The sequence below is a fragment of the Mesorhizobium sp. C268A genome (assembly GCF_040324475.1).
GTDB lineage: Bacteria > Pseudomonadota > Alphaproteobacteria > Rhizobiales > Rhizobiaceae > Mesorhizobium.
In genome coordinates, this window is sequence record NZ_JAMYVX010000003.1 from 531,496 (window position 1) to 544,522 (window position 13,027).

13 protein-coding genes are annotated in these 13,027 nt (G+C 62.8%); 5 read left to right on the forward strand and 8 right to left on the reverse strand.

Annotated features, from left to right (window positions below; genetic code table 11):
- Positions 1–67 precede the first annotated feature (67 nt).
- Both NKL06_RS29450 and NKL06_RS29455 read left to right on the forward strand, forming a co-directional pair.
- Positions 68–235: a hypothetical protein gene (locus NKL06_RS29450; RefSeq protein WP_196813564.1), complete on the forward strand. Its 168-nt coding sequence runs from the start codon at positions 68–70 to the stop codon at positions 233–235.
- A 251-nt stretch (positions 236–486) separates the two neighbouring features.
- Positions 487–1,452: an alpha/beta hydrolase gene (locus tag NKL06_RS29455; protein ID WP_023688109.1), complete on the forward strand. Its 966-nt coding sequence runs from the start codon at positions 487–489 to the stop codon at positions 1,450–1,452.
- Between the two features lie 124 nt (positions 1,453–1,576).
- On the opposite strand, the gene NKL06_RS29460 is transcribed toward NKL06_RS29455, so the two are convergent.
- Positions 1,577–2,476: a LysR substrate-binding domain-containing protein gene (locus NKL06_RS29460; protein WP_023670389.1), complete on the reverse strand. Its 900-nt coding sequence runs from the start codon at positions 2,474–2,476 to the stop codon at positions 1,577–1,579.
- Between the two features lie 204 nt (positions 2,477–2,680).
- Between NKL06_RS29460 and NKL06_RS29465 the strand changes: the two genes are divergently transcribed.
- The 3 genes from NKL06_RS29465 (at position 2,681) to NKL06_RS29475 (ending at position 4,654) form a co-directional block, all read left to right on the forward strand.
- Positions 2,681–2,866: a hypothetical protein gene (locus NKL06_RS29465; RefSeq protein WP_023691012.1), complete on the forward strand. Its 186-nt coding sequence runs from the start codon at positions 2,681–2,683 to the stop codon at positions 2,864–2,866.
- A gap of 365 nt (positions 2,867–3,231) precedes the next feature.
- Positions 3,232–3,366: a hypothetical protein gene (locus NKL06_RS29470; RefSeq protein ID WP_023691011.1), complete on the forward strand. Its 135-nt coding sequence runs from the start codon at positions 3,232–3,234 to the stop codon at positions 3,364–3,366.
- Between the two features lie 349 nt (positions 3,367–3,715).
- On the forward strand, positions 3,716–4,654 hold the full coding sequence (locus NKL06_RS29475) for a GlxA family transcriptional regulator (RefSeq protein ID WP_348524244.1): 939 nt from the start codon (positions 3,716–3,718) through the stop codon (positions 4,652–4,654).
- A gap of 13 nt (positions 4,655–4,667) precedes the next feature.
- On the opposite strand, the gene NKL06_RS29480 is transcribed toward NKL06_RS29475, so the two are convergent.
- From NKL06_RS29480 to NKL06_RS29510, 7 genes are all read right to left on the reverse strand, one after another.
- Complete coding sequence (locus tag NKL06_RS29480; RefSeq protein WP_023691010.1) at positions 4,668–5,465, reverse strand: ABC transporter ATP-binding protein; 798 nt, start codon at positions 5,463–5,465, stop codon at positions 4,668–4,670.
- On the reverse strand, positions 5,462–6,235 hold the full coding sequence (locus NKL06_RS29485; RefSeq protein ID WP_023670383.1) for an ABC transporter permease: 774 nt from the start codon (positions 6,233–6,235) through the stop codon (positions 5,462–5,464). Before NKL06_RS29485 ends, NKL06_RS29480 begins: the two co-directional genes overlap by 4 nt.
- A 90-nt stretch (positions 6,236–6,325) precedes the next feature.
- Positions 6,326–7,276, reverse strand: a complete 951-nt coding sequence (locus tag NKL06_RS29490; RefSeq protein WP_023691009.1) for an ABC transporter substrate-binding protein — start codon at positions 7,274–7,276, stop codon at positions 6,326–6,328.
- A gap of 99 nt (positions 7,277–7,375) precedes the next feature.
- Complete coding sequence (locus tag NKL06_RS29495) at positions 7,376–8,221, reverse strand: DUF1194 domain-containing protein (RefSeq protein ID WP_023691008.1); 846 nt, start codon at positions 8,219–8,221, stop codon at positions 7,376–7,378.
- 90 nt (positions 8,222–8,311) lie between these two features.
- Positions 8,312–10,873, reverse strand: coding sequence for a GcvT family protein (locus NKL06_RS29500; protein WP_023691007.1), 2,562 nt, complete (start codon positions 10,871–10,873; stop codon positions 8,312–8,314).
- A 155-nt stretch (positions 10,874–11,028) separates the two neighbouring features.
- On the reverse strand, positions 11,029–11,784 hold the full coding sequence (locus NKL06_RS29505; RefSeq protein WP_023691006.1) for an FkbM family methyltransferase: 756 nt from the start codon (positions 11,782–11,784) through the stop codon (positions 11,029–11,031).
- Positions 11,781–13,016 (reverse strand): glycosyltransferase 87 family protein, encoded by a 1,236-nt coding sequence (locus tag NKL06_RS29510; protein ID WP_023691005.1) that lies wholly within the window; start codon positions 13,014–13,016, stop codon positions 11,781–11,783. Before NKL06_RS29510 ends, NKL06_RS29505 begins: the two co-directional genes overlap by 4 nt.
- Between the last annotated feature and the right edge of the window lie 11 nt (positions 13,017–13,027).

Here is a 13,027-nt window from a genome sequence, read left to right on the forward strand (position 1 = left end):
CATTTAACGGACATCGAATGGCGGACCGGACTATTCCGCCGCCACAACGCTCCAAAGGAGAATAGAGATGTTCGAGACCCTGGGCCGTTTTCGTGCGGCCATGAAGAATGCACAGGCCGTGCGCGCCATGAACAACCTGCCACCCGAAATCCAGAAGGACATCGGCTGGCCCGTGTCGCCGCGCATCGACGCCCAGACCAACCTGTCGCGTCTGATCCTGGGCTCGGGCCGCTGATGACCTTCGCCGACAAGTGCAAATTGCTGACCAAGCGCCGGGGCCGCCGCATGGTCCCGGCTGCGACCGACGTCAAGCTGCGCGCCGCGCTGCTGCCCCGGCGCTGAGCCGCGCTGCGCAAAACAGCGGACCTGGCTGATCAAACAACCGTGTTGGCTTGGGCCAGAATCTTGACATTTCGGCTGGAGGTACGATCTTCGAGACAGTGGGGGAATTCTCTTAGTCGGCTGCGGCCGAGCTTGTGTACGCGAATGCCCAGTTTCAAAAGCCACCTCGTTTCCTTCATCCTCCGGCACAGCCGCAAGAAGGCATTTGCCAGCCCGGAAAACCTGCAGCGCTGGATCGCCTATGCCCGCAAGACCGAGGATCATCATCCCCCGGCATTGCTGCGGGAGCAGCTCGATATCACCGAGCGCAGCGTCGATGGCTTCCCTGTCTATGAAATCGCGCCGAAGGCCGGCGAACGCAGGCGCATCCTCTACATGCATGGCGGCGCCTATGTCTTCCAGATCACATCCTATCATTGGGGGTTGATCGCCGAGGTGGCCGAGCGCTTGGGTTTCGGCATCACCGTGCCGATCTATCCCATCGCGCCGGAGCATGATTTCCACGCCATGTTCGGCATGGTCGGCGACGTCTACCGGCAGATGCTGGATGAGACCGACGCTGAAGACATCGTCTTCATGGGCGATTCCGCGGGCGGCAACATGGCCGTCGTGCTGACCATGATGGCGGCTGAGGAAGGCCTGCCCTTGCCGTCGCGCCACGTGCTGATTTCACCCGGCCTCGACATGTCGCTGTCCAACCCCGAAGTGTTCGAGGCGGAACGCAACGATCCGTGGCTCGGCATTTCCGGCGGGCTGGAAGCGATCCGCATGTACAGTGCCGGCATCGATCGCAGGGACTGGCATATCAGTCCGCTCTATGGCGACCTCTCGGTGCTGCCGCAGACCCTGCTTCTGACCGGCTCGCACGACCTGCTCAGCCCCGACAATCTGATCTTCGCCAAAAAGGCACGCGCTGCCGGCGTCGATATCGACGTCGTCTATGAGGAAGGCATGTTCCACGTCTGGCCGCTGATCGAGATGCCGGAGGCGCGTCGCGCCAGGGACAGCATCGTCGCCTTCCTTGAAGGTGAGCCCACCAAGCGGCGCGCAACTGCGCGGCGCACGGCGCGACCCGCTCTCGCGGCGCGCCCCGCCCAAGCAGCGGAATAGCAGAGCAATTCCAGGAAAAGTGTAAAACGGTTTTCCCGGGAAAGCGTGTAGCGCTTTCCCTTGGGAATTGAGTCAAAACAAGGAGTTAGAGCGGCTCGCCGTTTCCGTGAAACGGTGAACCGCTCTAGAACTTGCCGGTTTCGCGGAAAAGCTCGAACGTCGCACGGATATGGTCGGCGACGGCCTTGACCGGCGCGCTGGCGTCCGGCGACACCACCATCGCCAGATTGTAGGTGCCGATATCGGGCATGCCGTCCTTCGGGCAAAGCTCGACCATGTCGTTGCCCAGGAACGACTTCGGCAACGGTGCAACCGCGAGATCCGACATGATGGCGGCGCGCTGGCCTGCCGTGTGGGCGCTCATATAGGCGATGCGGTAATTGCGGCCTTCACGGCTCAGCGCATCGAGCGCGCCGGCCCGCCAGGCGCAGCCCTCTTCCCACAGCGACACCGGCAAAGGCTCGCGCAGATGCGCGCTGCCGCCCTTGGCGCCGGCCCAGACGATCGGCTCGGTGAGCAGCACCTCGGCGCCGAGTGCGCTGGTCTTGTAGGAATTGGTCAGCAGCGTGATGTCGAGCGCCCGGTCGTCCATGCGGCGGCGCAGATTGCTGCTCTGGTCGATGGTGACGTCGACGGCAATCGACGGATGCGACTGCGCGAAACGCTTCAGCACATGCGGCAACACGCGCTCGCCATAGTCGTCCGGCGAGCCGAGCCGCACCACGCCGACGATCTCGGGGATGATGAACTTCGACACCACCTCGCGGTTGATCGACAACAGCCGGCGGGCATAACCGAGCAGCATCTCGCCATCCGTGGTCAGCGTCACCGAGCGCGCATCCCGCGCGAAAACAGACCGCCCGAGAATGTCCTCGAGCTTCTTGATCTGCATGGAGACCGCCGACGGCGTGCGGAACACCGCATTGGCCGCCGTGGTGAAACTGCCGGTCTCTGCAATGGCCACGAAGGTGCGCAAAACGTCGAGATCGAGCAGCGGCAGCGGATGATTGAGTGGGGCGTTCATCGGGATCGACCTTCAATTTTTCTGATGTGAAGCATCATTCTATTTCGTTTGATTGAACATCAGATTGGGAGGATAGTCAACTCCATCGAAGGCAGGACGTGCGCCATGGCTCCAACGCTCCTGACACGGAATTGCACTCGATGCGGAATATCCAGGCGACGGAACGCGTTCATGCGGGACGTGCCACAACCAAAGGAGAATGAAATGTCTATCCTGTCATCCATCGGTCGGCTTGCGACCGAGTTCAGCGCGGCCCGCGCCCGCTTCCAGACCGAACGTGCGATCCGCTCGCTGCCGATCGAACTGCAGAAGGATATCGGCTGGCCTGAAGCTGCCGACACCAAGACCGGTGCACGCCGCGGCGTCGGATCCTGGGCTGGAGCAAAGTAAACCATTGTGTACCATGCGCTGAAGGCCTGCCGCGCAGACCAGCCCGGCAGGCCTTCTCTATTTTGCCCCGCAGGCTTTTCTCCAACTTATTTGCATTCAAATGATTTTCAGAGCCATGTCGCCGCTGCATGGCGTATATGCGTCACTTGCATGGCGCCTCAATGTCGCCGGTAACACGCTGTAAGTAATCGTAAATTTTGGGCACCATGCCCAATAATGTCGCAAACGATGTCGCATTTCCATTCAAGCGCTTCGCATTTGCGATTTAGTTTCTGCTCACGCAGGCCTATATCGACGCCAGCAAACGAGCTGCCCCACTCCATCAAGCGAAGGCGACCCGTCTGAGCAACCGATAGGAGATGATGATGAAGCTTTTTGCCCGCCTCTTTGCCCGCCGCGAAATCAACTTGACGACCGCTCTCGAGCGCCAGCGCCTTGCCAACACCATGCCCGGCCAGACCGGCGCCATGAATGCGGTGCGACTCGGTTTCGTTGCCTGAGATAACGGCTAGCGCTCAGCGCTTCCCTGCCGCTGCCGATAGTCGATAACAGCGCCGCTTCGGCTTGACCGAAGCGGCGTTTCTCGTTTTTGGCACCTATGCCGCCGCAACCATGCCCAATCCGTCGGCAGCCCGTGCCTGTCATCCCGGACGATTGCTCATTTGCGACCCATGTCGCAAATATAGTTTCCGCTTAGCCCCCTAGCCAATTGACAGGAATGGTTTTTCCTGATGTCGCTGTGCTGTTCGCGACATCCTGTTCGCGCCATGGCTGCGTGAGGTTCCCTTGAACGCCGTAAAGCATCCGATCAAGCGATCGTTTGTATTCTTCCTTGTCCCGGACTTCACCATGATCGCCTTTGCGACGGCGCTCGACCCGCTGCGCTCGGCCAACCGCATGCTTGGCTATGAGGCCTATCGCTGGCGCTTGGCCAGCATCGACGGCAAGCCGGTGCGCGCCTCCAACGGCGTCGAATGCGCCGTCAACACCTCGCTCGAGGAAGAGCGCAAGAAGATGGCCGGACCGGATCGGCCGAACATGGCCATCGTCTGCAGCGGCATGAATGTCGAGCGCTACCAGAACAGGTCTGCCTTCGCCTGGCTGCGCGAGGAATATAACAGAGGCGTCGCCGTCGGTGGCCTGTGCACCGGCGCGCATATCCTTGCCGCCGCGGGCCTGCTCTCCAACAAGCGCTGCGCCATCCATTGGGAAAACCTGCCGGGCTTTTCCGAGGCTTTTCCGAAGGCCAATGTCTTTGCCGACCTCTTCGAGATCGACCAGAACATCTACACCTGCGCCGGCGGCACCGCCGCCCTCGACATGATGCTGAAGCTGATCGGCGACGATTTCGACGACAATCTGGTCAACCGCGTCTGCGAGCAGGTGTTGACCGACCGCGTGCGCAGCCCGACCGACCGCCAGCGCCTGCCGCTGCGCGCGCGCCTGGGCGTCCAGAATTCCAAGGTGCTGACCATCATCGAACTGATGGAAGGCAATCTCTCCGAACCGCTGTCGCTGATCGAGATCGCCGACCATGTCGACCTGTCGCGCCGCCAGATCGAGCGCCTGTTCCGCACCGAGATGGGCAGATCCCCTGCCCGCTACTACTTGGAAATCCGCCTCGACCGCGCCCGGCACCTGCTGATTCAGTCGTCGATGCCGGTGGTCGAGGTAGCGGTCGCCTGCGGCTTCGTCTCGGCCTCGCATTTCTCCAAATGCTACCGCGAACTCTACGCCCGCTCGCCGCAGCAGGAGCGCGTCGACCGCAAGCAGCTGCTGGCGGCCTGATCCGAAAACGCACTCAGGCTTCGGCGGGCTGCGCCTGCGCCGTCCGCATCGCCTCGACGCGGATATCCTCGGTCAGCTGCGCCTTGAGCGCCGAGAATTCCGGGCTGGTCTTCAGCGTGTAGTGGCGTGGATGGGGCAGGTCGATGGCGACATCCGACTTGATGCGGCCTGGCCGCGCGCTCATCACGATTACCCGCGAAGCCATGAAGATCGCCTCCTCGATGTCGTGGGTGACGAACAGCACTGTCTTCTTGCGCCGCTCCCAGATGCCGAGCAGCAGTTCCTGCATCAGTCCGCGCGTCTGGTTGTCGAGCGCACCGAACGGCTCGTCCAGCAACAGGATTTCGGGGTCGTTGGCCAGCGCCCGGGCGATCGCCGTGCGCTGCTGCATGCCGCCGGACAGCTGCTTTGGCCAATGGTTCTCGAAGCCCTTGAGCCCGACGAGGTCGACATAGGAAGCGACGATCCCGTCTCGCTCCTTTTCGGCCATGCTGCGTTCGCGCAGGCCGAAGGCGATATTCTGCGCCACCGTCAGCCACGGAAACAGCGTGTAGGACTGGAACACCATGCCGCGATCCGGTCCCGGCTGCGTCACCGCGTTGCCGTCAAGCAGCACACGGCCTTCGCTCGGCGCTTCCAGTCCGGCAACGATCCTGAGCAGCGTCGACTTCCCGCAGCCGGACGGCCCCAGAATGGTGATGAAGTCGTTGGCCGCGACCGCAAGGTCGACCGGCATCAGCGCCTTGACCGGCTGCCCGCCGCGCACGCCGGCGAAGGTTCGCGAGACGCCTTCGATAAGCAACTTGCTCATGCCAAGCTCCAGGGGAAGAGCCAGCGATTGAACGCCTTGAAGGCGAAGTCGGACAACAGTCCGATCAGCCCGATGACGATGATGCCGAAGATGATCTGCCCTGTCGCCAGCCGCGACTGGCTGTTGATGATCATGTAGCCGATGCCTGAGGACGAACCGATCAGCTCGGCGACGATGACATAGGTCCAGGCCCAGCCGAGCACCAGCCGCAGCGTTTCGGCAATCTCGGGCGCATTGGCCGGCATGATGACCCGTTTGACGATACCGTTGTTGGTCGAGCCCAGCGTATAGGCCGCCTCGACCAGATCGCGCCGCGTCGAGCCCACCTTGACCGCGACGATCAGGATGATCTGGAACACCGAGCCGACGAAGATGACCAGCAGCTTTTCCAGCTCGCCAATGCCGGCCCACAGGATGAGCAGCGGAATGAAGGCCGAAGCCGGGAGGTAGCGGGCGAAGGAGACGAACGGCTCCAGAAACGCCTCTATTGGTTTCCAGGCGCCCATGGCGATGCCGATCGGCACGGCGACGATCGACGCCAGCAGGAACCCGCCGAAGACCCGCCAGATGGTGATCAATATGTCGAGCCAGAAGCGGTCCTCGACCAGCAGCCGCCAACCATCCCGCAGCATTGACAGCGGGTCGGCGAGGAAGATGCGGTTGACGTGGCCGCCAAGCGTGATCCACGCCCAGAAGGCGACGAACAGCACGAAGAAGGAAATGCCAAGCACGGTTCGAATGCCCGGCGACACCGGATGCAAGGGGCGCATCTTCAGATCGTCCGCATCGTCAAATCATCACTTGTCCAGGAGAGAGCGACGGCCTAGGCGCCGCCGCACAATGGTCAAAGGCGAGGCCTGTCAGTTCGCCACCGCGCTGGTGTCGGCCAGCGTGGCAACATCTGGCGCTTCCTTGATCAACCCCATCTGCAGCAGAAGCTCGCCGGCGGTCTTGGAAAAGTCCTGGAATTCCTTGGTGAAGAACTGCTTGTTCTCCGCCTTGTCGGCCCATTTCAGGTATTTCGCCGAATCCTCGAATTCTTTCGCAGACTGCTTCACGTCGGCGCCCATGATCTCGTAGGATCTCTGCGGATCGCTCTTGATCAGCTCGAGCGCTTCGAAATAGCTGTCGGCCAGCGCCTTGGCGGCGTCGGGATTGGCGGTGAGGAATTCAGGCGTGCAGCCGACCGTGTCGAGCACCATCGGGTAGTCGAGCGTGGTCGCCAATATGTGGCCCTGATCGGACTTGTCGCGCACCGCCGAGATGAACGGCTCATAGGTGACCGCCGCATCGTTCTGGCCGGCGAGGAAGGCTTGCGCCGCCGCATCCGGTTCCAGGTTGACGACGGTCACATCCTTGGTCGACAGGCCGTTCTTGTTCAGCACCCAGGCCAGCATGAAATAGGGCGACGTGCCCGGCGCCGAGGACGCGACATTCTTGCCCTTGAGGTCGGCGACGGTCTTGATGTCGTTGCGCACGACAATGCCGTCGGCTCCATAGGATTTGTCGAGCTGGAAGATCTGCTTGGTGGTGACGCCGCTGGCGTTCCACACCAGCCAGGTCTCGACCGTGGTGGCGGCGCATTGCAGATCGCCGCTGGCGATGGCGAGCGGCCGGCTGGCCTGCGGCACCTTCTTCAGGGTCACGTCGAGGCCATGCTTCTCGAAGATGCCGGCCTGCTTGGCGAGCGTCAGCGGCGCAAAGCCGGTCCATCCGCTGATGCCGATGGTGACCGATGTGGCAGCCTCGGCCGGCACGGATATTGCAGCCGCAAGCGCCAATGCCGCGGCAGCGACGATGGTCTTGTTCATGTCGGTTCCCCTTGTTTTTTCGGATGCCGGATTGTGTCACAGACGCCCATGGGCTTGTCAATGAAACCGGCCCTTCACGGCAGCGTGATGATGCGAACGCTAACGCGCATCGAACATCCAGCTGCGGTCGCGCCACATCTTTTCGCCGACCTGGCAGTCGGTCGGCCGGTCCTGCGCCAGCACCACCGGCGGATGCCCGGCCTCCTCGCGCGCCCGTTGCGGCGAAGCGGCGCCGGCCAGCTCCAGCACCAGCTTGCGGCGGATGGCTTCGGGAAACTGCGTCCAGTCATTGACCGGGATCATGAAGGATCCGGGACCGCCGATGACGCAGTCGCTGTAGTAGCGGTCGAGATTGTTGACGTCATAGGCGCCGCCGAACCCGCCGCGCGTCATCAGCGGCAGGCCGTTGATGATGATGCCTTGCTTGACCACCGCGTCGCGGGTGATGTCGACGGGCGCGCCCTGGTTGTTGGGCCCGTCGCCGGAAATATCGATGACGCGCTTTGTCCCCTGAAAACCGCTTTCGGCGAAGAGATCGCTGCCGAATTCCAGCGCGCCGGAAATCGAGGTGCGCCGGGCGCTGGCCGGCGGATGGGCGGAAAGCTGCGCGGCCACCCGCTCGGCATCGGCCCGGCTGGCGATCACCGTCCACGGCACGACGACCTGCTGCGTGGTCGCTCCCGCCCATTCGACATAGGTGACGGCGACCTTGCCGTAGGCGCCATCGGCGATGGCCTGCAGAACATTGTCGTGCGTCAGCGCAGCAGCATAGCCGTGACGCTGGATTTCAAGTTCGCCCGGCGACATCGACAGCGACACGTCGACGGCCAGCACCAGCTCGACGTCGACCGGCTCGGCGGCTTGAACCGGCGGCACCAGCCAGAGCCCCAGCGCCAGCGCGGCGCTGCCTGAAAGGAAATGTCGTGCGCAAGAAAAAGCAGACATACCCGAAGGTAAGCGAAAACCGGCTGCTGACAAAGCAAAAAGCCCGGCGAGGTGCCGGCTTTTCGATATGTTGGTTGGAACCGATGAAGCTCAACTCCTCGGCTTCAGATTCTCTGGATCGTAGAGCGGCTTGTAGCCGACGGCAGCCACCTCGACCGGGTAGGTCTCGCCGAAATATTCGATGGCAAACTTGCGGCCCTCCTGGGCATGGGCCCAGGGCAGATAGGCGAGGCCGATGTTCTTGCCGATGGTCGGGCCGTAGGCCATCGATGTGGTGAAGGAGCGGCGGCCGAGTTCGTCGACCAGCGTCTCGCCGGTCTTCGGATCCATCACCGGCATGGTGCCGACGGGATAGCGGGCAACACCCTTCGAATCGACGTTTTCCGTCATCACCAGCGTGCACAGGATCGCCGGCTGGTGCTCGCGGGCGCGGTATTCGACATGTTTTGCCTTGCCGCAGAAATCGTTCTCCTTGACCTTCGGTCGGGCAAGGTCGGCCTCGAGCAGATTGTACTCGGTCAACAGGTCGGCGTTCTGCAGGCGCAGGCTCTTTTCCATGCGCCGGGTGTTGGCATAGGTCTCGACGCCGAACGGCATGACCCCGGTCGAGCGCAGCGCGTCCCAAACGGCCAGGCCGTCTTCGTAACGCATATGCAGTTCCCAGCCCTGCTCGCCGACATAAGAGATGCGGAAGGCGGTGACGTCCTTGCCGCCGATCCTGACCGGCTTGATCGCCGCGAAGGGGAAGTTCTCGAGCGAGAGACCATCCGGATTTTCGACCACTTTCTGCAGCGTCGCCCGCGCGTTCGGTCCCCAGATGCCGATGGTGACGTATTTTTCCGTCACGTCGGTGATGGTGACGTCAAAGCCTTTGTCCTGCGCGGTGCGCTGCATGTAGCGGAAGTCGCGCGGACCGGCGTCGGCGCCGTCGATCAGACGGCAGCGGTCGGCCATGCGGATGACGGTGAAGTCGGCGCGCACCATGCCTTCCTCGTCGAGGAAGTGGGTGTAGATACCCTTGCCGATATTGTTGTCGCCACCAATCTTGGCCGCGCACAGCCACTCCAGCAGCGCGACATGGTCCGGCCCTTCGATGTCGTACATCGAGAAATGCGAGAGGTTGACGATGCCGCAATCTTCGCTCATCGCCAGGTGCTCGGCATTGGACACCCGCCAGAAATGGCGGTTGTCCCACTCGTTCTCACGTATGGGAACCCGGTTGCCATACTTCTCCAGCAGATGCTCGTTGGCGGCATAGCCATGCGCGCGCTCCCAACCGCCCAGCTCCATGAAGTAACCGCCAAGCTCCTTCTCGCGCTCCCAGAACGGCGAGCGGCGGATGTTGCGACCTTTGGAGAACGGCTCGCGCGGATGCACCGCTGGATTGTAGACCTTCATCGCCGTCTCGGTGCAGCGATCCCAGATGAACTGCTCTTTCGTCTGGTGCGGATAGAAGCGCGCATAGTCGATGGCGTGATGGTCGATTTCCGTGCGGCCGTCCGTCATCCAGTCGGCGATCAGCTTGCCCATGCCGGGGCCGTCCTTGACCCAGATGGCGACGGCGTACCAGAGGCCCCTCACCTTCTGGCTCTCGCCCATGGACGGGCCGCCATCGGCGGTCACCTGCAACAGGCCGTTGAAGGAATGGCTTTCATTGTAGCCGAGTTCGCCCAGGATCGGCGTCAGCTCCATGGCGCGCTCAAGCGGCGCCAGGATCTGCTCCATGTCGAGATCGCGCTGCGACGGTGACAGCCGCGCCTGATCCTTTTCCAGCAAATCGCGCGGATGGCAAAGACGCGGATTGGTCTCTTCGTAGTAACCCCATTCGATCTGGCCGCCTTCGGCGGTCCTGGGGTCGCCGGTGTCGCGCATATAGGCCGAATTGCCTTGGTCGCGCAGCAGCGGCCAGCCGATCTCCTTGCCGGTACCGGCAAACTCATTGTAAGGCCCGAAGAAGGTCAGCGGATGGTCGATCGGCATCACCGGCAGGTCTTCGCCGACCATTTCGGCGATCAGCCGGCCCCAGATGCCGGCGCAGACGATGACATAGTCGGCCATGATCGTGCCGCGGTCGGTGACCACGCCCTTGATGCGGCCTTCCTCGACAATGAGGCATTTGGCCGGCGTGTTGGCGAACGACTTCAACTTGCCCGACGCTTCCGCCTTGTCGACCAGCTTGCCGGCGACGGTCTGCGAGCGCGGGATGACCAGGCCGGCGTCCGGATCCCACAGGCCGCCCTGCACCATAGACTCTTCGATCAGCGGGAATTTTTCCTTGATCTCGGCCGGTTCGATCAGCCGGGCGCGGGTGCCGAAGGATTTGGCCGAGGCGATCTTGCGCTTGATCTCGTCCATGCGGCTGTCGTCGCCGACGCGCGCCACTTCGAGGCCGCCAATGCGGGCGTAGTGGCCCATCTTCTCGTAGAAATCGATGGAGTAGAGCGTCGTCCAGCACGACAGGAAATCATGGCTCGTGGTGTAGCAGAAGTCCGAGGCATGCGCGGTCGAGCCGATATCGGTCGGGATGCCCGACTTGTCGATGCCGACAATGTCGGTCCAGCCGCGCTCGATCAGATGATGCGCGATCGACGCGCCGACAATGCCACCCAGGCCGACGATGACGACCTTCGCCTGTTTCGGAAACTCTGCCATTGCCCGCGACTCCAAGGGGATAAAGCGGGCGCGTCCGCGCCCGTTCGAATGGCGCACAATATGCAGAGGACGTGGATGGAGCTACCGCCTGTTTGCGACACGTCGCAGATGCGACGCGACCCGGCGCGCCGGCGTGCCGCCAGTGGCGATCTATCTCAGGCGAAGGCCCAGATGTCCTCGGCCTGGAAGCCGACCTGATAGCCTGATGTCTTCAGCTTGACCACGACCTGGCCGATTTCGGCGGCCGGCAGCGCGCCGACCTCGACCTTGATCATGCCCGGACGATAGCGCTTGAGATCGAGCTGTTCGAAGACGATCCAGTCGGCGCCCTCGCAATCGACCAGGAAGGCGTCGATATGCGTGATGCCGTTGCGATCGAGCAGCGTCTGCAGCGTTTCCGACGTCACCTCGATATCCCTCACGTGCGGCGCGAACTTGTTGAAATTGGCGTCGTCCTCGCCCCAGGCATTCTTGCCCGACATCAGATTGGTGTCGGTGACCGACGAGCAGCCGATGAACTCGATCGGCAGCGTGCCGGCCTCGAGTGCCGCGGCATCGAAAGTGTGGACGGTGATCGTGCCCTTGGTCTTCGTCACCGCGACCGGTTCGATGACGAAGCGTTCCGTGTCGGGATAGTTGGCGCGCAACCGCTTCTGATTGTACGGGATCGGCTCGACCAGCACGGCCCGCGCCCGCGGAATGCGGTGCAGCCACGGCGTGACGTCGTCGAACAGCGCGCCGTCGCAAGCGCCGACATTGACCATCTGGAAGGCTTGCCCACCGCCAAACCGCGCCTTCAGCGCCGCCTTGGCCAGGAATTTCGTGCCACGCAACGCCGGCCCGCGATCGAGCAGGCCGGCGGGCAGGCCGAGCGAAAGGGCGATGCGCGCCAGCCCGGAAATGGAACTCATGGCTTATCTCCAGGTATGGCCTGCAAGGCGATGGGCCGCCTTCCATTCAGGCTTGCCGACGCCCACAGCGCCATGATCGGGCCGACAAGCAAAAGGTAGGGCGGCAGAAGGTTCGGGAAGTAGATGCGGGTGTCGTGGATCGGAAAGACGGTGAATTTCGCCAGCACGCCAAGCACCAGTGCTGCAAGCAGGATGCCGGCGCGACGATCGAGCCGGAAGCCGGCGCGGCCGAGCGCAAACCACGCGGCCAGCGCCAGAACCGAGACCCCGACCCAGCTGTTGATGCTGATAGCGCGAATGAAGGATGCGGCAAACGCCTTGAGATAGGCGCCAACCGAGAACGGCGGCTCGAAGCCATCCATATTGTAGTGCTGCTCGATGCTGGAGAACCACAGATGCGGCCACCAGCCGGGATGCTGGGCCCAGTGCGAAATCGCGAAATAGGCGACGAAGGACGCGGCAAAGCCGGCCAGCGCGCCCCACGCCCGCTGCCGGAAGACCAGCAGCAGCACGGCGAAAATGGCCAGGAACACGATGTTGTCCGGCCGCGCCATGAAGGCCAGGAAAAGCAGGACAGCGGTCGCTGCCTCGCGGCCGCGCACATAGGCAAGCAGCCCGCCGAGGAACAGCGCCGAGCACAACAGATCCGGGGTCGAGGCGCGTGCGGCATCGCCGAAATCGGCCATGATCAGCACCGCGCCGACCACAGGCGCCAGCGCAAGCGCGCCTTCGGTTCGCAGCCAAAGCAGCGTGATCATCCCGAACAGCAGCACCGAGACCACCTGCAGCACCCGCATCGCCTCGACCGGCGACATCACCGAACTCATCGTCGACAGCATCTCGGCATAGAGAAACTTGATCCGGTACATGCCAAGCAGCGAGTGAAAGTCGGCGGCATCTTGCGCCATATGGCTGCGGAAATCGCCGCCATCGTAGGTCAGCGTCTTGTAGTCGGCGGCCGACACGCCGGCCTGGACCGTCCTGTAGGCATAGTCATGCAACGCCTGCGCATCTGGGTAAGCGCCCTCCTCGGCGATTGCGAGATAAGGCAGCATGTCCCAATTGGCGTCGGGCATCGTCCAGGCCATGAACGCCGTCAGCAGGATATAGAGCGAAAACGCGATCGCGCCGATTGGCGCGGCCCATCGCGCATAAGTCCCCTCGCCCCACGCGAGAGCGGCCGCAGTCAGCCGGTCGAGTGTGTTTTGCGGGGCGGGAGACTTGCTCAGCATTGTCGGACTCA

Bases quoted from the DNA above. Each gene is read 5' to 3' on its own strand.
- NKL06_RS29450 (WP_196813564.1), top strand. From the start codon at position 68: ATGTTCGAGACCCTGGGCCGTTTTCGTGCGGCCATGAAGAATGCACAG.
- NKL06_RS29455 (WP_023688109.1), top strand. From the start codon at position 487: ATGCCCAGTTTCAAAAGCCACCTCGTTTCCTTCATCCTCCGGCACAGC.
- NKL06_RS29460 (WP_023670389.1), bottom strand. From the start codon at position 2,476: ATGAACGCCCCACTCAATCATCCGCTGCCGCTGCTCGATCTCGACGTT.
- NKL06_RS29465 (WP_023691012.1), top strand. From the start codon at position 2,681: ATGTCTATCCTGTCATCCATCGGTCGGCTTGCGACCGAGTTCAGCGCG.
- NKL06_RS29470 (WP_023691011.1), top strand. From the start codon at position 3,232: ATGAAGCTTTTTGCCCGCCTCTTTGCCCGCCGCGAAATCAACTTGACG.
- NKL06_RS29475 (WP_348524244.1), top strand. From the start codon at position 3,716: ATGATCGCCTTTGCGACGGCGCTCGACCCGCTGCGCTCGGCCAACCGC.
- NKL06_RS29480 (WP_023691010.1), bottom strand. From the start codon at position 5,465: ATGAGCAAGTTGCTTATCGAAGGCGTCTCGCGAACCTTCGCCGGCGTG.
- NKL06_RS29485 (WP_023670383.1), bottom strand. From the start codon at position 6,235: ATGCGCCCCTTGCATCCGGTGTCGCCGGGCATTCGAACCGTGCTTGGC.
- NKL06_RS29490 (WP_023691009.1), bottom strand. From the start codon at position 7,276: ATGAACAAGACCATCGTCGCTGCCGCGGCATTGGCGCTTGCGGCTGCA.
- NKL06_RS29495 (WP_023691008.1), bottom strand. From the start codon at position 8,221: ATGTCTGCTTTTTCTTGCGCACGACATTTCCTTTCAGGCAGCGCCGCG.
- NKL06_RS29500 (WP_023691007.1), bottom strand. From the start codon at position 10,873: ATGGCAGAGTTTCCGAAACAGGCGAAGGTCGTCATCGTCGGCCTGGGT.
- NKL06_RS29505 (WP_023691006.1), bottom strand. From the start codon at position 11,784: ATGAGTTCCATTTCCGGGCTGGCGCGCATCGCCCTTTCGCTCGGCCTG.
- NKL06_RS29510 (WP_023691005.1), bottom strand. From the start codon at position 13,016: ATGCTGAGCAAGTCTCCCGCCCCGCAAAACACACTCGACCGGCTGACT.